The following is an 18,968-nucleotide window of genomic DNA, read 5'->3' on the forward strand; positions in this document are numbered from 1 at the left end:
ACAGTTATGGAGAGGAAACGGACATGGAGCTATTTCCGGCGATTGATTTACGGGACGGCAAGGCGGTGCGCCTGGTGCAGGGCGATTATAACCAGATGACAGTATTCAGCGACCGGCCGGAAGAGGTGGCGCTGGGATTCAAGGAGCAGGGCGCGAAAAACCTGCATGTGGTCGATCTGGACGGCGCGAAAGACGCGGCGCTGGCAAATTTTGACACGATAGAGAAGCTGATTAAGACAACGGGATTATTTGTAGAAGTCGGCGGCGGCATCCGCAACGAGGCATCCATCGACAAATACCTGTCGCTCGGAGCCGGACGCGTGATTCTCGGCACGGTGGCGGTCACAAATTATCCATTTGTCGAAGAAATGGTCCGCAAATACGGCGATAAAATTGCAGTCGGTGTGGACGCGAAGGACGGTTTTGTGGCGACTCACGGGTGGCTTGAGACGAGCGAGGTAAGAGGCGTTGACTTCTGCCGCCGCCTGCGCGATACGGGAGTGAAAACGGTCATTTACACCGATATTTCCCGCGATGGAAAGATGCAGGGAACGAACCTGGAGCTTTATAAAGAATTATCGCAGATTGAAGGGCTGGATATCGTGGCGTCCGGTGGAATCAGCAGCCTCAAGGAGATTGAGATCTTGAAAAATGAGGTGTATGGTGCGATTTTAGGAAAAGCGCTGTATCTGGGTGCGATTGATTTGAAGGAAGCACTGAAATATTCCGTTTAGGAGAAGCGCCGTATAAAAAGCGGCAAAAAAATCATTCGAATCATTCGAATCGTTCGAATGAATAATCAGAAAAAGAAATCAGGAGGGAACGGCATGATTTCAAAACGTATTATTCCGTGTCTGGATGTAAAGAACGGGCGTGTCGTGAAAGGCGTCAACTTCGAGGGAATCCAGGATGTGGCGGATCCGGTCGAGATGGCAGAATTTTACAACCAGAGTGGCGCGGACGAGCTGGTATTTTATGATATTACGGCAAGTGTAGAAGGAAGAAAAATCTTTACCGACATCCTGACTGAGGCGGCAAAACGGGTTTTCATCCCGCTGACGGTCGGCGGCGGCATCAGTACGCTGGATGATTTCGACCGCGTTTTAAAATGCGGCGCGGACAAGGTCAGCGTCAACAGCGGCGCGATCAAAAATCCGGAGCTTATTACCGAGGCGGCACACCGCTACGGCGATCAGTGTGTGGTGCTTTCGATGGATGTTAAACGTGTTGGAGACGAATACCACGTATTTAAGCAGGGCGGGCGTGTCGATACAGGCATTGATGCGCTGGAATGGGCAAAATCCGGCGTCAGACGCGGCGCAGGCGAGCTGGTGGTCAACAGTATTGATACGGACGGTGTGAAGCAGGGATTTGACATTCCGATGCTTTTGGAGATCGCGAAGCGTGTCGATGTGCCGATTATTGCATCGGGAGGCGCGGGAAAGAAAGAAGACTTTTTAGACCTCTTCCAGTATCCGCAGATCGACGCGGGACTGGCGGCGAGTATTTTCCACCGGAAGGAAGTAAATATTAAGGAACTCAAGCAGTATTTGGCGGAGAATGGGGTGGAGATGCGGTTGATCTAAATCGCATAGATTTCCCAAAAGTTTGAGGGCGGCGCTTTTTCGTGAGAGGGACGGAAAACAGGCATCCAGAAACTTCCGAAAAACGCTTTCGCTCTTGCGCCTACGCAGCGGTGCTAAGTTCGAAAAGACCTCACTAAGCACCGGCGTATGCGATGTTTTCTACAGTTTTTGGATGCCTGTTCTCCTGTGGAGCACGAAGGAGAGCGTCGGCGCTGCGCTGATCGTACGAAAACATGAGCCAGCAGGCAATTTTTAATGGAATTTTGCGCGTGACTGTGAAGGTACTGAACAGTTACGATGTAATTAAAATTTTATGTGATAAGGCAGGATAAAAATATGAGTGAGAATATCAACGAGATTGCAGGCGTAGAGCCGTCGTTTAAGATTGATGAGTTAAAGTTTAATGAGAAAGGTCTGATTCCGGCGATTGTGCAGGATCATTATAGCAAAAAGGTTCTGATGATGGCCTGGATGAATAAGGAGAGTCTGGAGATCAGCCTTCGTGAGAAGAAAACCTGTTTTTACAGCCGCAGCCGTCAGGAACTCTGGAGAAAGGGTGAGACGAGCGGGAATGTGCAGCATATTTCCAGTATTTATGCGGACTGCGATAAGGACACCTTGATTGTCGAGGTAGTCAAGGAAGGTCCGGCATGCCATACGGGCGCGGAGAGTTGCTTCTTTGATCCGGTTTACCAGAACGAGGAGATCACGCCGTTTTCCTATGAGGGACTTTACGACCTCATTATGGGACGTAAGACGAATCCGAAGGAAGGAAGCTATACGACTTACCTGTTTGATAAAGGTCTGGACAAGATTCTGAAGAAAGTCGGCGAGGAGTGTACCGAGGTTATCATCGCGGCAGCGAAGAAAGACAAGGACGAAACGATCTACGAGCTGGCAGATCTGTGTTACCATGCCATGGTTCTGATGGCAGACGCGGGCATCAGTGTAGAGGATGTGACGAAAGAGCTGGCGAAGCGGCATGTGGTGGATCATAAGGTGAAGCAGGAGTATATGCGGTAGAAAGCTCTTTTAAGTTTTTGGAGAGTGACGAATATAGTAGAAGGTAAGAATGGGCTATTGCGGATGCAGGTGTTTGCAATAGCCTATTTTTATACGAAAATTATATATATTAAGTGTATGGAATGCCTGGAGAATCAGGTTAAAAATAGGAGTGCAGAAGGAAAAAATGAAATTTGTGAAACAGCAAATGACAACAGATGCTGTTTCGCAAAATATAAGAAAAATGATATGGTCTTTTTTAATGATATGTGCACTCAATTTTAAATTTACAATGTAAAAAACATAGTTTTTACGAGAATGGACGTAAATAAGAATCAAATTTTGAGCACATTGAGAATCAAATTAAGTTTAAGTCTTGACGAAGTGGATGGTAGATGCTATACTAGACGTGGATTTAAGGAGGGAGATTCTCAGATGGCACAGTCGGCTGAAAAAAATATAAAGGAAAGAAGTTCACTGTATCCCATGTTTTCTATTAAAGAAATTGTGGATTTCATTAATGAAATTGTAAAAATCGGTGGAAAGCGTGTATCTATCAATACTATTGCAAGTGTTCTTGGATTTAGCGTGAAGACAAATTCCTTTCGGGCAAAGATTAGTACTGCAAAGCAGTTTGGATTGATTCGAGGTTCAAATGGAGCGGTTGAACTGACAGAACTTGCCAAGCGGATTGTCTATCCGGTTAATGAATTAGATACCAGACGCGCTATCGTAGAAAGCTTTTTATCGGCTCCGCTATATCGTAAGATCGTGGAAAGATATGAAAACCAGGCCCTTCCTAGTCAAGATAAGCTTAGTAATATACTTCTTTTAGAATACAATCTAACGAAAAGCGCTAAGGATATTGCCGCTGCGAAATTCATTGAAAATGCAGAGCAGGTAGGAATACTGAAAAACGGCATTATTCTTTTGGAATCAGATGAGAATGATATTGACTCCTTTGAGGATGAAAGTTCTTCTAAAGATTCTAAAGAGGTTAGTGAAAATAGTACCGCTGAATCCAAAGAGGAAGTTCTGACGTCGATGGAGCCGTCGGCGTATTGTTTTACAATACCAACACTTTCTGGTTCTGTGGCAAAGGTTATCATTCCCCAGAATGTGACCGAAAAAGATTTAGATTTCATCACACTTTACATTGAAAACATGTTACCCACTTTTATTTCCAACTTAAAAGAAGAGTTGGAAAAATAAAAGCAGACCACCCATAGGTGTTCTGCCTCTTGAATCTGTGTTGCAGCACAAATTCTGCCGACGAGTATGCCGGGATACGTATTTACATTTTTAAATGTATCATACTTTGTCGGGGATTTCAAGAGGAACCTTCAAAAAAGGAGGTGACCGCCTTATGGATAAGGAATATGTCTTAGTATATACTCCATATATTACTCGTAAGGGCGTGCGCATCTGGGCTTCACAATATGGCCTCAAGGTGTTCTGCCTGCGAATCCCTCGCGAAAAGTATCGCGGCTAATTGATGATCAAGATTCTATTCCGGCATAGAATCTTGATTTTTTTTGTAATTGAGAGAGACGGATAGAGTAATTATGAAACATAAAATCAATAAAATAACGGAAAAATCACAAAAATGTTGATATAAAAATCAGAAATTTGTATATTATATAAAAAGAAGGTACAAAACATGTTGGTGCAATTTAAAATGAAAAACGTTCTTTCCTTTAAAGAAGAAACGATTTTTGATATGACAGCAATCAGCGCTTATAAAGAGCACCGTCGAACCTGATTGATATAGATACCAAGGAAAAATTCCTGCGGGTAGCAGCTATTTATGGCGCCAATGCCAGCGGAAAGTCCAATTTCGTGTGGGCACTACAGCTTTTTCGGTGGATTGTTTCCCAATCTTTGAACAATGTTGATGACGGAGCTGAGTCCGTACTCAAAAAATGCAGTAAACCATTTTCTTTTGAAGAGAACAAAGGTAATTCAGAATTTGAGATTGTACAGATTCTGCGGGACGAGGAGTATCAGTATGGGTTTGAGTACAATTCTGAGAAGATCGTGATGGAATGGCTGTACAGAAAGAGTTTAAAGATAAACCGTAAAGTGACGATTTTTGAGAGGACGATGCAAAAAGTAAATTTAGGGGTGTCCGTTAGAAAAGAATGTGAAGCTTATAAAGATCAAATTCCACCAGAGACATTATTGTTATCTTTCTTTAATAAGCTCAAGTTAAAAACAGGTATTTTTAAAACGGTTTATTCAGGAATTACAGATGTACTGGTTTTTATGTCGGATGACTATGAAGATACAAGGTTTTTAGATGCTCTTTTACCTAAGGTGATTGATGGAAAAAAGGAAAAGTTATTAGAGTTTCTTACCGCAATAGATATTGGAATAAAGGATATTACTTATAAAGAAAAAGAAACGCTGTTTTTTACATTTCATAAAGGGGCGGATGGGGAATTATATCCTTTGAATTTATACGATGAGTCAGAAGGTACAATCAAGAGTATCATGCTTTTTATCCATGCACATATGGCAATTATCAATGATTATGTACTGGTGATGGATGAGCTAAATGTAAAATTACATCCATTGTTGTTAAAATTTTTTATTGATTTATTTTATGATAACAATTCAATGGCTCAGCTGATTTATACTACACATGATACGACATTAATGGATAAAAAATTCTTCCGAAGGGACCAGATTTGGTTTGTACAGAAAGACGAGCTGGGACATTCGGAATTATGTGCGCTTTCGGACTTTAAGGTGCGTTCCGATGCATCATTTGAAAAGGATTATCTGGCGGGGGTATATGGAGGAATTCCATTTCTTAAGGAGTTTTCCTTGAAAGAAGGTGAGTAAGAAGAGTATGTGTCAGCTGTGTAATGGCAACCGCATGGTTTTATAAGGCAGAATTAGTGCGGTATTATGGCAATTTTCTTGTGTTTTCTGTATGGAAATGTTACAATTAAATTGGAGAGCATTTCATTTTACAGTTACAAGGGGGAGTTATTATGAAACGTTTTAAAAAGTTTGGAACTGCGCTTTTATCCTGCATGATGCTGACGACATCGTTCGCGACTGTCTCAAACATGACGATGATTACAGCTGAGGCGCATCCGGGACGGACGGATGCACAGGGCGGACATCATGACTACAAGAATAAGAGCGGTCTGGGAAGTTATCATTATCATTGTGGCGGCCATGAGGCACATCTTCATCCAAATGGAGTTTGCCCGTATAAGAATGGGGCGGTTTCGAATGGAAATACGTCCGGTCAGACGCAGACTCAGACACAGGCACAGTCCGCAGGTAATCAGAATCAGGTAGCGGAACAGATGAACATGTATCAGCCGGTGTTTGATGCAAATTATTATTATATGAATAATCCAGATTTGCAGTCGGTCGTTGGCTTGGATTCGCAAAAGTTATTTGAGCATTTTTATACGTGCGGTATGGCAGAAGGACGCAGGGCATCGGAGAATTTCGATGTCAGTGTATATAAGGCAAATAACCCGGATTTGGCGGCAGTGTTTGGAGACGATTTGAAGGCTTACTATACACATTATGTGCAGAGTGGGCAGTTGGAGAACCGGGTTTGCAAATAAAAATAGGTGATGGAAGAGAAAAGCCGTGCGGTTGTGTAATAAAGCCGCATGGCTTTCTATTTTCGCTTTTCTAAAACCAACTTCCGCATCCTTCGTTTCATGGAAGACCAAAACGGGGGCGGGAAAACTGCCCTGTTCTAGAGCTTAGAGAAAGCTGAAAGCATATCTATAAAAGTTAACTGTCCATGTTTCTTTTCAATGTGATACTTTCCAGTATGAAAAACATTTAAAGCATATATGGTTAAACCTATTTTTTTCATGGCATTGGCCTCCGAGGTAATATTTATAAATCTGTAATTTGTAAATGCTAACAAGCCAATTATAGAACTTATGTTCTGCGATGCCAACTGAGTTCGCTATCAGTCCGATATGTATTTCTAAGTAAATATAGAATTTTGCCTTTGTACCCTTTATTTTAAATCAACTCCCGCAAGAAAAAAGCAATCTGCGATCCTCGATTTACCATATACTCCAGCACCGTCTGAGTCTTCAAAGCCAGTTCCACATCGTTCCTGAAATCCATGCGATGGCGTGATACAAAAAGGCCGACGTACTCTTCCATATAATACAAGGTTTGCTGATAAAGCGGTAACTGGCAGTCAGGATCGCGCGTGACCAGTTTATACATCCAGTCGATCCCGTTTTCAAGATAAGGTTCCCGCCCAACGGTATAGAGCAGCCGGGAAATCGCGTAGAACAGGGCTTTGAGACTTCCTGATTTGTCGATAAAATCGTCAAAGAAAGCCGCGTTTCCTTCTGGAAGGAAGGCGCATCGGTGAACATCGGATCTCCAGGGAGAATTGCCAAATAAATAGCTGATAATCACCTTGTCCAGTCCATAAGGATGGCGGTTATCAAAAGAAACCTGTGGTTTGCTGCTTAATGCAAGAAAGTGAGGTTTCAGTAATTCCCATACATTCCAGAAAGCATCTGTTTTCCCGTTGATATCCTGTATCCGGATGAGCTCGGTGAGCAGATATCCTGAGTTATCATTTCGAGTCAAATCTGCATATTGGAAAAATGCATCGATCAGGTTAGTCTGCTTTGTCTGTTCACAATGGAGCAGAACATCTGCCAGCCAGGAAACATAGTTTATTGTATAGCCAGAAAGCTCCCTGCGTTCGGCGCGTAAATCCCTGTTATCTGTAAAAACAAGTTCCATGACAAGATCTTTTGTTGCGTCCGCGAATTTAAATGCCTCTGCTGCTTGGGGAGAGACCAAGGAAAGAAGCGTGAAAATCGTCATATTCTGGAGCTTGGAAAAATCAAAGTCGGTTATATCAACTGAGTCTTTCGCAAGCGCACAGGCAACTACATCCTCATTCTGTTTGAAAAAGTCATCGCTGGAAAATGACTCATTTTTCAAAAGCGCGTCTTCATATGAATCGGCGAGGAGTGAAAACAGATATAGGAAATGCCACGCAGCATTCTGGCTGTGCGCCCAGATGGTTGACGCGATTCCGTTCACGATACGGCTGTTGTAACTCCAGTCATTCAGTGCCAATTTAAGAAGCAGGCACAGAGGATTTTCGTCATTTATGGCGTTTATATTATCTTCATTGCTTAAAAGAACCAGTCCAACGGCAATCGCATCGATTCCATTTCCAGCCTGAACGATTTCAAAGTGAGAAGCGTGTGCAAATAAATCAGCAATAGAGAAAATGATACATTCGCATAATGTCCGATCTTCATGTGACAATGTTTCCTTAAAATCCCGAAGTAAAACAGCACTGGTGTAAGATGCGATCGCGGTAAAGCGGTGCACGATCACAGATATATCGTCGGAAGTGAGTTCCTCATTGCGAACTTCAGCGTTCATATATGCCCAGATTTCGTTCAGCTCTGAGCAAATGGTGCGGACATTCTCATACTTTTTATATTCCCGGAATTTAACGTCATGGTGGAATTTATAATCGCTCCATAACTGTAAATCCATATATTTCAGATGAGGTTCATAGGCGGCAGCGCTCTTCTGGCTTAATGCTTTCATGTCTTCTGTAAAATCAGGGAGAACCGTACAGAGTGTCTGCCCGTGCTCATTTTCCCGAACATCAACAATTTCCTGATAATGTCGTAAATCCATCCGGTAATAGGCAAATTTGTCATTGGATGACCAGGTATCGATATCGGCAGCCGCTCGGTCAATCGCTTGATAAAGTGTTTGTTTTCGGAAATTGAAGGCTTCTGTTGAAAGACCGCTGGAATTTGTTTGATACGATAAAATAACTTCTTCCAGACGTTTTTTCCTGAAAGGAAGCCGGTTACTTTCTAGCCGTTCTTTTTCAAGAAGATCTTTTCCGGTCAACAAAAAGGAAGCTGAGGATTCGGCGGTAAAGCGGTATGAATCCAGATGAAACAGTTCTTTTGTACGCAGAAGCTCACAGGCAATCTCAAATAATTTATCTGGATAAGCTTCTGCGGCGCTGACGATCACGGAAGTTAACATAATATTGCGGGACTTCTGCAGGATATAGCGGCAATAATTAACAACAATAAGAGTTTCTGAATGCTCGATAACCATAAGAAGCCATTTTTCAAACCCCATCAAGAGACTAATCAGAAGATTTGGACCAACCGAAGTTCCGCGGTACATTTTCCAGAGTCGGTCAGATGCAATTTGTTCTACAGGTATATCGTTTACATAAATAGTAATGTTTGTACATTCCCCATAATCCTCATTTAAAGATGAATGTGCGTAGGAATTACCAGCTTGATTGCAAAAATCAATTAACCAATCAGTTGCAAGATTTTGTTCGGCTTGCAGCAATGGGATAATTGGTGTTGCATAAGCACTTGCGGTTTGGTACCAAAAGTCCAGATGAGGATTTAAACCGAAATCTTCTTCAACGTCAGGATGTGCGTAATGGGTACGAAGAGTCATATTGGAGCGAACCCACAATTTTGCCATCAGATGAAGCGCGATTTCAGGCATTGCAGCTGGAACCATTCCATAATGATAAATATCCGATACAGCGCATTTTGCCAGGTCCGTATACATACGGGGAAGAGGAGGATGATTTTCATCGCCTTTTTTTTCGTCTATTACCATTTGAAAAAGGGATTTTAAGGGTCCTTGAATCATCCATGCAGAATTTACCAATACATCCTGCAGCTTTTCTGCCTGCCCTTTTTCAAAGGTATACCGCAGATCCTTGTCATTGGCTATTTTTTGAAACAAAAATACTCCGATTTCTCCCGCCATGCGGGTATTTTCTGATTTGGCATGAGCGAGGTGTTTGGTCCAGGAATCCAGTACCTCAATGATGGTGGAAATCAGACGTTCATCCCAGAGGATTGTTTCTTTCTGCTCTAACAAAAAAGCAAACAAAGCCTGCCAGGCATAGCCGGACGGCTTGGAAAGGCGAAACGGAATCAGATTTCCAGTACTCCAGTATTGTTCCCAGTTCTCTGCGGCGCGGCAGCAGGTGTTGATTAAAATGGCAAGTTTTCGTAACAGCTCATAGTTGTTTGCAGCCATCTTTTGTGTCAGCTTTTGATAAACTTCTTTTAAAGATTCCGTGCTGATAACCGTTAAGAGAATCTCATCTTTCCATATCCGCTCTACCTGTTCGCAGTCGAGAAGGTGGAAAATAAGCTCCTGATGGGTTGGAACAGCGGCAAAATCAGCCAGCCATCCGCGAAATAGCTTTCGGATGCGGAGAGAAGGGTGGAAATCGGCAAAAAACTGCTCATTCAGGGTATCATGCCGGTAGCGTTCAGTAAAAATATGGCTGACAACCAACTCTTCAAATACATCATGGCTGTGCAAATATCTTCTGGCATCGTTGCTCTGGAACAGCACACCACTTTTCTCCAGCTCAGAAAGTGCCTCGGAATCATCCGCTGCGAGAATCTCATAATAATAAATCTCATTTTGAAGCATTTTCGTGGTCAAAGAAATAAGAGCCGTTTCCCTTCTGGTTGGCAGATTGTCCTTCCGCTTCCGGTTGTTACGGATGATATCATTCCAGATCTTTTCCTCGAATGCCTCACGGTTCAAAGAACGCATCGATTCATCCTCGAGGTTTCCCAGAGCCAGATATAAGCCCAGATAGAAAGGCGCACAGAGCAGATCCAGCAGCCGCTTGTCCTGTGGCAGCTGAAAACCATAGGTATGGGATAAAGTGGACAGTTTATCAGAGTCAACCGGTTCGACATGATAGGTCTGAACCTTGCTACCGTGTAATAGGGAGTTTTGAAAAGAATCCCGGTACGCGGTTCGGAGTGTCAGAATGATTTTCCATCCAGCTGCCATAAAGCGGTTCAGGATATCCTCAAACGTTTCCTGATATTCACAAACAAAAAACTTTTCGGCTGCATCGATATAGAGCACACGTGTGTCAGCCATTTTGTATACATCGATCACTTCATCCAAATTTAATTCGCCATAAGGGGTTAAAAAATTTAGGATATCATTCACATCCAGATCGGTACTTTTAAAAGCGAGGAATGCGCAGTCATTTGTAAGTCCATCCGTAAGTTGTTTTACCAGAGCCGATTTTCCGGAACCGGCAGCTCCGTCAATGAGCAAAACAGACATAGCTGAATTTAGAAACGATCTAAGGTTCAGCTGTGTATGTTCCAGCGTAATATCGTTTTCTTTGTATCTTACACTGGTGTGAATATGATCAAATATTTCTTTTTTGTGTTTTTCAAGATTTTCACAGCAGGTCTGTACGGCAGAGTCCACCTGAAAAAACACATTGCGGCAAATGGTAAGCTGCTTATCCAGCATCAGCTGCGCTTCCAGATTGCTGGGAACCCGCCAGACAAGCTCAATGCCAAGCTCTTCAGCGACTGCTTCCACTTTTTTCTGATAGGAGGGCATGATATCGTCCTTTTTAGAACTGGGAGAAAACTCACGGCTGATATAAAAATAAAGCGTTGTAATACCTGGATATCTCTGTACGGCTCCCTTGACAGCACCGATCAGTTCCTGTTCTTTGGAAGACATGGTAACACTGTCCGCATAGTATTTCGACTGGAAGCCAATATAGCGATCGCCCACATGAATGGGATTTGTCTCAATATGGGGCTGGTTGAAATAGCGGAAAATACCATAGGGCTGCTGGAATTCATGGCAGAATAGGTAGTAGGTGAGGGATTCGAAGGCGTGTTGGGGATTGGTGGAGTATTTGTAGTTAAATGCGGTCCAGTTGACGGATGTTTGTGGGATCATGGGTGAGAGCCTCCTTTGGGTGGTGTGATAAGGGTATTGTAGCATAGGGGGGAAGGGGAGGGAAATGGGAAAAGCGGAGATTTGATGGAGTTATTGAAGGAATCAATGATTATGTGGATTTTCAAACAAGTAATATTGCGGATGTAGAAAAAGAATTTCATTGTGCAGTTGACGATTACCTTATATTTTGCAGTGAAGTTGGAAAGGAACCTGAAAAGGAATATAAAGGCACTTTTAATGTCAGGATTAAGCCAGAATTACATAAAAAACTGGCTTTTAAAGCGTTAGAAGATGGCGATTCTTTAAATAAAGCGGTAGAAAAAGCAATTGCTGTTTATTTATCGGATGGCAGAGCAAATGATATAAATAAAGATATAAAAGAACTTGTGAAAATGAGATAAAAGAAAGCAATATTAATAATGCACAAAAATACCCAAACAAGATTATAGACTTTAAAAATTCTACTAGCATAAAGAAGGGATAGAAATGACAATGTTTAATGAATACTTTACTGGAAATTGTTCTATTTCGCTAGAAAATGTTAAGTATGAAAAGATAAATGAATTTGGGGGGAAATCAAATATATAATCGAATAGTAATCTCTTGCAAATAAAAAGAAGTTTATGTGTTAAAAAGGAGTATTGTAATGGCGGCTAATAAGAAAAATAATATTAATGTTGATAGACCAATAATTCAATCAAGTGGATACAATGGAAGTGAGCCTGTACATATTTGTCCGAATTGTAATAAGCCAAAACCAATCAGCGAATTTGGTTTCCGTAAAATGGGAAATGGTCAAATTAGAAACCAGTCCTGGTGCAAAGACTGTAGATAAAGCGGGGTGAAAACTCCGCTTTTATCTTATTAAATTAATTTAAGAATTTCCTAAACATTCCTTCCCACAAACTTCTATTGAATCCCCCCACAAACCGTAGTATAATAAACTAGACTTCGCATAGGCACAAATCCTCTAAAATCAGGGCGTGCCGGATGCGGACGCATGAAAGCGCGTTAAGAGACGCAGAATAAGAATCAAAAGCACGTGGAGTAAGCTGCCTGTGATCAATGTCATGGTCAGACGAAAGATGGAACATAGGATGGATCGAGATCGTATCCGGGCAGCCAGAAGGCGGCTCCGGGATGGCGAAGCATACCCATTGTGCACCTGAAAGCAGAGAAAGTGCAAAGGAGAGTGCGATATGTGGTATGTGATCCAGACACAGACAGGCAGGGAACAGGAGCTGACAGAATGCATCGAACGCGTTTTGAAAGGAAATGGATACCGCGCCTGTTTTGTGATCGAGCAGGAATGCGTCTGGCGCAATGCCGGAGAGTTTCTGGCTTACCAGAAACCGCTCTTTCCATCCTATGTCATCGCGGACACCGATACGCCGGAGGAATTCTTTCTGGCGTTAAAGCGGGTCCCGAAGCTTTCCAAACTCCTGCGGACGGACTGTGAATTCTGGTCGATTCGGGAAGAAGAGAAGAAACTGCTCTGCCAGATGATGGAGTTGGATGAATGTCTTGTCCGCCGCTCCTTTGTCACCCTCGACGAAGACGGCAACATCCTAACTGCCCAGGGACCATTATCCTTCTTCCTGGACAAGATTGTACGCAAGCGCATCCGCAAGCGGATCGTGACGGTTGAGGTCGAGCTTCTGGGAGAAAAGCGCAGGATAGAATTGGGAATCCGTCTGCCGGAAGATAAGTAAAAGAAAGGAACCAAAACACAAAAGCATGAATCAATTTGAGCAATACAAGCGCCTGATCAAGCTGGGATTTGCCCTGATATTGGTCGCGCTTCTGACAGGACTCTATGGCGTCATCTGGATTAACTGGTACAATAAGATCATCTGGGCGCCGTTCTTCCGCAGGGGTAACTGGATGATGATATTCATCTATGGACTCCTGCTTATTTTCTTTATGCAGCTGTACGGCGGATTTAAGATAGCGCTCCTGAAGCGGGGCAATCTGATCTACTCGCAGATACTGGCGGTGGTAGTCACCAATATTATTACGTATTTCCAGATCAGCGTGCAGGATAAGAAATTCACGGCACCGGCGCCACTGGTGGTCAATCTGATAGGGGCGGTTGTCATCATCCTCGCGTGGACGATGACATTTCTCTGGCTGTACCGGGGCATGTTCCCGCCGAGAGAGCTGCTGCTGATCTCCGGCGATCACTCGGATTATCATTTGATTGAAAAAATGAATGCGCGGGAAGATAAATACATAATCAGTCAGATTGTCAGCTACCACGAAGGACCGGAACGCATCAAAGCGGAGATCGCCAAATACGACAGTGTGATTGTCGGAGATATACCGGCTCATGAGCGAAACTATATCATCAAATATTGTTTCGGCCAGAATATCCGGACATACAGCGTCCCGAAAATATCGGACATTCTGCTTCGCAGCTCGGTGGAACTGAATCTGTTTGATTCGCCGCTGCTTCTGTCGCGGAATAATCAGGGACTGCAGATTGAGCAGGAAATTATGAAACGGATCATCGACATCGTCGGATCACTCATCGGAATCGTTATCACGATTCCGATTTTTTTGATTGTAGGAATCTGTATTAAGATGACCGACGGCGGTCCGGTGATTTACCAGCAGACGCGCCTTACAAAAAACGGAAAGAAATTCCAGATATATAAATTTCGTACCATGGTGCAGAACGCGGAAGCGGACGGAAAGGCACGGCTGGCAAGCGAGGACGATCCGAGAATCCTGCCGATTGGCCGGATACTGCGGGCAACCCGCCTGGATGAGCTGCCGCAGATCTACAATATCTTAAAAGGCGATATGTCCATCGTTGGACCGCGCCCGGAACGCCCAGAGCTGGCGGCAGAACTGGAAAAAGAGATACCGGAATTTTCCTTCCGCCTGCAAGTCAAAGCCGGTCTGACCGGCTACGCGCAGGTGTATGGAAAATATAACACGACCCCTTATGACAAGCTGAAACTGGACTTGACGTATATACGCAACTATTCAGTGCTGGAAGATCTGAAGCTGATTATCATGACGCCGAAGATTATGCTGATGAAGGAAAGTACGGAAGGAGTCAAAGAAGAACAGCAATAACGGAATAAAAAGCTATAAACAGGAAATAAGACATGGAAAAACAACCAGATATACGCATTTTTATTGCCTGCCATAAGCCGACCTATGTACCGGAAAATCCAATTTTTTATCCGGTACAGGTGGGAACGGCGTTGACGGAAAAACGTCTGGAACATATGGCATATCGAGATAATGAGGGCGATAATATATCCGGGAAAAATCCGGATTACTGTGAATTGACGGCACAGTATTGGGCTTGGAAAAATATAGACTGCGACTATTATGGATTCTTTCATTACCGCCGCTATCTGACGTTTCACAGGGTCTGCCCCGTGATGGCGAGTGGACGAATCCTTGGAAAACGCCAGCATCCGTATATAGAGCTGGATTCCGTCTGGGACGATCTGACACCATATTGGATGGAAGCCGAGTGGATGGTACAACAGATCGCGAAATACGATCTTTTGACCGTTTACCGGGAGCGGATCAATACGACGGTATACCGCCAGTACTGCCAGTATCATGAAGCAGAAGAACTGAATCATATGCTGGAGATTGTAAACCGGGTTTACCCGGAATATACAGATTCGGCAAAGGCATATATGAGTTCCAAAGATATCTATTATATGAATATGTATATCATGAAAAAAGAGCTGTTCCATACCTATATGGAATGGCTTTTTACACTTTTAGATACATTCGAGCAGGAGAGAAAAGAGATAAACAAACCGCAGGAACCAAGGCTGTATGGCTATCTTGCGGAGCGGTTGTTTGGTATCTTTTACTTTTACCAGAGGAAGAAAGGCATACAATGTGCCGAGCTTCCTTATCTTAAATTCTATCATACTGAACCGGGAAAGGAGGAAGAAGTATCGAATATACGGGAGTTTCGTTTAAAACCGACCAACTTAAAAATTAAAATAGATATGCGTAAGTTAAACCGTCTGTTTCCGGCAGGAAGTTTCCGGCGGGTATTGCTGCGCGGTTTTTTTTTGAAATAAAAGCAAAATCGAAGAAAGAGGAAAAGATATGAATTTGTTCTTAAAACGACTGGGCGGATTTTACAAATACCGCTTCCTGATGCAGCAGCTTGTCACAAAAGACATCAAGCTGAAATACCGCCGGAGCTTTCTGGGGTATCTTTGGAGTATTCTGAATCCGCTGATGGTTATGGTTATCATGGTAATTGTATTCTCCAATATGTTCCGGTCGGATATTACCAATTTCCCGGTATACCTGATTATCGGACAGACTCTTTATAACTTTATGAGTGAATCAACCACACAGGCGATCTTTTCCATCATTGGAAATGCGTCCCTGCTAAAAAAAACGTATGTACCGAAATATGTATTTACCGTCTCCAAAATCACAAGTTCCTTTGTAAATATGATATTTGCTCTGGGGGCACTTATTATCGTATTTATCGTGTGCCGGGTAGTCCCGAATGTATTCTTCCTGTTCATTCCGGTGATTCTTTTGCAGGAATATCTGTTCTGCCTGGGACTGGGAATGCTGTTAGCACAGGGATGTGTATTCTTCCGTGATATCCAGCATATTTACAATGCAGTACTGACCGCATGGATGTACCTGACCCCATTATTTTATCCGATCACCCTGCTTCCGGAGGCACTGCGGAAACTGGTTATGACCCTGAATCCGATGTACTTCTATATCACGCAGTTCAGACAGATCGTTCTGGAATGCCGGATGCCAGATTTGTATCTGATCATCGCCGGATTCGTGGCAGCAGGTATCGCACTTCTGGTCGGAGTGGGCGCGTTCTTAAAGACGCAGGATAAATTTATCTTATATATCTAGGAGGCAGAAATGGCATCGGACAAAGATACAATCATAAAAGTAACCAATGCGGCGGTCCGTTTCAATATGGCTTCCGAGCGCATCGATAACTTAAAAGAATATTTTGTAAAACTAATCAAACGGGAGCTCATGTTTCAGGAATTCATGGCTCTGAAAGATATCAATTTTGAAGTAAAACGCGGGGAAGCATGGGGCCTCATCGGAACCAATGGTTCCGGAAAATCAACCCTGTTAAAACTGATCTGCGGCATCCTGAAGCCGTACCGGGGCACGGTAGAGGTAAAGGGAAGTATCGCGCCCTTGATCGAGCTGGGCGCCGGATTCGACGGCGAACTGACTGCGACGGAAAACATCTATCTGAATGGTGCCGTTCTCGGTTACAGCAAAGAATTCATGGATGCACACTACGATGAGATCGTCGAATTTGCAGAACTCAAAGACTTCATGAATATGCCGATCAAGAACTACTCCTCCGGTATGGCAGCCCGCCTGGGATTTGCTATCGCCACGATCGTGCAGCCGGAGATACTGATCGTCGATGAGGTGTTGGCCGTCGGAGATGCGGCATTCCAGGAAAAATGCCAGGAACGCATGCATCATATGCTGGAAAATGGAACGACACTTCTCTTTGTCTCCCATACGATGGCAACCGTGCGGCAGCTCTGCGACCATGCAATCTGGCTGAACAAGGGAAATGTGGTTATGCAGGGCGAGGCAGAGAGCGTCTGCGATGCTTATATGGAAAGCCTGAATCTGCCGGAAAACGCATAAAAATCCCGCAAAATGCTGTAGATGAAAGGAATGTAATATACATGGAAAAACAAGCAGGACAGATCCCGGATATCCGGATCTATGTGGTCTGCCACAAACCGGCCTATGTGCCGGAAAACCCATATTTATACCCGATTCAGGTAGGAACGGCACTCTCCGGAAAAAAACTTCCGGGGATGCTGCATGACGATGAGGGAGACAATATTTCCGAACGGAATAAGACATACTGTGAGCTGACGGCACAGTATTGGGCATGGAAAAACGAAGAGGCGGATTACTATGGATTTTTCCATTACCGCCGCTATCTGGCATTTGATCCGTCTCTGAACAAAGACGATGGATGGGGGAATATTGCCTATGACCGCATCTCAGAAGAAGCGATCGAGGAAATGAAACTTCAGCCGGAGATTATGCGCGATCTGATCACAAAATATGACGTGATCAGCGTCCGCGGACGCCGGTATCCGCGCATTAAGACAGAAGGAAAAACGATGGATGTATACCATGAATATGGCATGGTTCCTTTCCAGCACCGGAAAGATCTCGACATTACCCTGCAGATTTTGAAAGAAAAATATCCGGCGTTTGCACAGACAGCAGATTCGTATATGCAGTCCGAAAACGCCCATGAGTGCAATATGTTCATCATGAAAAAAGAGATCTATAAAGACTACTGTGCATGGCTCTTTGACATCCTTTTTGAGACAGAAAAGCGGATCGACAGTACCTGGTACAGCGTGGAAGAATACCGGGTGATGGGATATCTGGCAGAACGCCTTTGCGGCATCTACTATGAGTGGCTGAAAACCCAGCCGGGAATCCGGGCGGGAGAATTGCCGAAAACCCTGTTCAAAGAGACAGCGCCGAAAGCGGTTCTGGAGCCGGTTTATCCGGCAGGCGTGCCGATCGTGCTGTCTGCCAACGATAAATTTTCACCGTATCTTGACATCATGATCCGCTCGGTGATTGTGAATGCCTCACCGGAGAGAGAGTATGACATCATTATTCTGTACAACGACATTTCTGAGAAAAATCAGCATCTGATTTCCATGGCAGCCAGGGACAAACAGAATATATCGATTCGTTTCATCCGAGTATGTGAATACTTCGATGCGGGCAAATTATTTGTCGATCAGCACTTGTCCGTAGAGACATATTACCGCCTGATCATCCCGGAAATCATGCCGAATTATCACAAGATTCTCTACCTGGACTGTGATATGGTAGCCGATCATGACGTAGCAGAACTGTATGATTTCGACCTGAACGGAGCTGTGATCGGGGCAGCAAAAGACATCGATGTGGCAGGACAGCTGAATCTGAACCAGAACAACTGGCAGACCTATGCGACCGAGATATTGGGTCTGGATAGCCCGTATGACTATTTCCAGGCAGGTGTCCTGATTCTTGATCTGGACGGACTCCGCAGGACGATGAGTTCAGAAGATATGATTCAGATGGCACTGACCCATTCCTATCGCTGTCACGATCAGGATATCCTGAACATCGTGTGCAAAAACAGAGTAACTTACCTGCCACAGCAGTGGAACACGCTGATGGACTGGCAGGAGATTGGACGCAGCCGTATGGACATTCTCAAGATGGCGCCGAGACAGCTCTATGAAGCATACACACAGGCGAGAAAACGCCCGTATCTGATCCATTTCGCTGGATACCAGAAACCTTGGGATGTGGTGGACTGTGATTTTGCGGAATATTTCTGGGAGTATGCGAAGCTGTCGCCGTATTATCCGATGATCCTGAGAAAAACGAAACGATGCCTGATGGATGAGAGAGAAGCGGAACTGTCAAGAATCGCAAGGATGGAGCAGAACGCGGGCATCCGGAAGATTGCCAATAAGGTGCTGCCGATTGGGAGTCGGAGGAGAGAGTGGGTTAAAAGAATTATAAAGTGATATGCTCATAGAATAATGATGATTAGGAGAGAGTATGAAA

At 43.9% G+C, this 18,968-nt stretch carries 18 protein-coding genes; 16 read left to right on the top strand and 2 right to left on the bottom strand.

Annotated features, from left to right (window positions below; genetic code table 11):
• Positions 1–23 precede the first annotated feature (23 nt).
• The 7 genes from hisA (at position 24) to DW739_RS05400 (ending at position 6,181) form a co-directional block, all read left to right on the top strand.
• Positions 24–734, top strand: coding sequence for a 1-(5-phosphoribosyl)-5-[(5-phosphoribosylamino)methylideneamino]imidazole-4-carboxamide isomerase (gene hisA, locus DW739_RS05370; RefSeq protein ID WP_022360500.1), 711 nt, complete (start codon positions 24–26; stop codon positions 732–734).
• A gap of 93 nt (positions 735–827) precedes the next feature.
• Positions 828–1,586, top strand: a complete 759-nt coding sequence (gene hisF, locus DW739_RS05375; protein ID WP_118742755.1) for an imidazole glycerol phosphate synthase subunit HisF — start codon at positions 828–830, stop codon at positions 1,584–1,586.
• Between the two features lie 336 nt (positions 1,587–1,922).
• Complete coding sequence (hisIE, locus tag DW739_RS05380) at positions 1,923–2,609, top strand: bifunctional phosphoribosyl-AMP cyclohydrolase/phosphoribosyl-ATP diphosphatase HisIE (RefSeq protein ID WP_118742756.1); 687 nt, start codon at positions 1,923–1,925, stop codon at positions 2,607–2,609.
• A gap of 414 nt (positions 2,610–3,023) precedes the next feature.
• Positions 3,024–3,800 (top strand): hypothetical protein, encoded by a 777-nt coding sequence (locus DW739_RS05390; protein ID WP_117796563.1) that lies wholly within the window; start codon positions 3,024–3,026, stop codon positions 3,798–3,800.
• 154 nt (positions 3,801–3,954) lie between these two features.
• On the top strand, positions 3,955–4,080 hold the full coding sequence (locus DW739_RS15295) for a hypothetical protein (protein ID WP_270224331.1): 126 nt from the start codon (positions 3,955–3,957) through the stop codon (positions 4,078–4,080).
• A 311-nt stretch (positions 4,081–4,391) separates the two neighbouring features.
• Positions 4,392–5,435 (top strand): ATP-binding protein, encoded by a 1,044-nt coding sequence (locus DW739_RS05395; protein ID WP_347560693.1) that lies wholly within the window; start codon positions 4,392–4,394, stop codon positions 5,433–5,435.
• A 152-nt stretch (positions 5,436–5,587) separates the two neighbouring features.
• Positions 5,588–6,181, top strand: coding sequence for a YHYH domain-containing protein (locus DW739_RS05400; RefSeq protein WP_118742757.1), 594 nt, complete (start codon positions 5,588–5,590; stop codon positions 6,179–6,181).
• A 137-nt stretch (positions 6,182–6,318) separates the two neighbouring features.
• On the opposite strand, the gene DW739_RS15300 is transcribed toward DW739_RS05400, so the two are convergent.
• Together DW739_RS15300 and DW739_RS05405 are read right to left on the bottom strand one after the other, a co-directional pair.
• Positions 6,319–6,441, bottom strand: coding sequence for a hypothetical protein (locus DW739_RS15300; RefSeq protein WP_279221033.1), 123 nt, complete (start codon positions 6,439–6,441; stop codon positions 6,319–6,321).
• Positions 6,442–6,596: 155 nt separating this feature from the next.
• Complete coding sequence (locus DW739_RS05405) at positions 6,597–10,190, bottom strand: hypothetical protein (RefSeq protein ID WP_147355497.1); 3,594 nt, start codon at positions 10,188–10,190, stop codon at positions 6,597–6,599.
• Positions 10,191–10,757: 567 nt separating this feature from the next.
• Here DW739_RS05405 and DW739_RS14785 point away from each other — a divergent pair.
• From DW739_RS14785 to DW739_RS05445, 9 genes are all read left to right on the top strand, one after another.
• Positions 10,758–11,270: a hypothetical protein gene (locus DW739_RS14785; RefSeq protein ID WP_147355660.1), complete on the top strand. Its 513-nt coding sequence runs from the start codon at positions 10,758–10,760 to the stop codon at positions 11,268–11,270.
• Between the two features lie 203 nt (positions 11,271–11,473).
• A complete protein-coding gene (locus DW739_RS05410) occupies positions 11,474–11,761 on the top strand; it encodes a type II toxin-antitoxin system HicB family antitoxin (RefSeq protein WP_243023737.1) in 288 nt (95 codons plus the stop codon).
• A 245-nt stretch (positions 11,762–12,006) separates the two neighbouring features.
• Entirely contained in the window at positions 12,007–12,195 is a 189-nt protein-coding gene (locus tag DW739_RS05415; protein ID WP_118742760.1) for a hypothetical protein, read from the top strand.
• 364 nt (positions 12,196–12,559) lie between these two features.
• Entirely contained in the window at positions 12,560–13,072 is a 513-nt protein-coding gene (locus DW739_RS05420) for a transcription termination/antitermination NusG family protein (RefSeq protein WP_118742761.1), read from the top strand.
• Between the two features lie 25 nt (positions 13,073–13,097).
• On the top strand, positions 13,098–14,444 hold the full coding sequence (locus DW739_RS05425) for an exopolysaccharide biosynthesis polyprenyl glycosylphosphotransferase (RefSeq protein ID WP_118468912.1): 1,347 nt from the start codon (positions 13,098–13,100) through the stop codon (positions 14,442–14,444).
• A 32-nt stretch (positions 14,445–14,476) separates the two neighbouring features.
• A complete protein-coding gene (locus tag DW739_RS05430; protein WP_118468910.1) occupies positions 14,477–15,424 on the top strand; it encodes a DUF4422 domain-containing protein in 948 nt (315 codons plus the stop codon).
• A gap of 28 nt (positions 15,425–15,452) precedes the next feature.
• Positions 15,453–16,241 (top strand): ABC transporter permease, encoded by a 789-nt coding sequence (locus tag DW739_RS05435; protein WP_118493379.1) that lies wholly within the window; start codon positions 15,453–15,455, stop codon positions 16,239–16,241.
• A 9-nt stretch (positions 16,242–16,250) separates the two neighbouring features.
• Positions 16,251–17,012 (top strand): ABC transporter ATP-binding protein, encoded by a 762-nt coding sequence (locus tag DW739_RS05440; RefSeq protein ID WP_118471628.1) that lies wholly within the window; start codon positions 16,251–16,253, stop codon positions 17,010–17,012.
• Between the two features lie 41 nt (positions 17,013–17,053).
• Positions 17,054–18,928, top strand: coding sequence for a DUF4422 domain-containing protein (locus DW739_RS05445; RefSeq protein ID WP_118742762.1), 1,875 nt, complete (start codon positions 17,054–17,056; stop codon positions 18,926–18,928).
• Positions 18,929–18,968: the final 40 nt, after the last annotated feature.

Source organism: Clostridium sp. AM28-20LB, assembly GCF_003480665.1.
Classification (GTDB): Bacteria; Bacillota; Clostridia; order Lachnospirales; family Lachnospiraceae; genus Otoolea; species Otoolea fessa.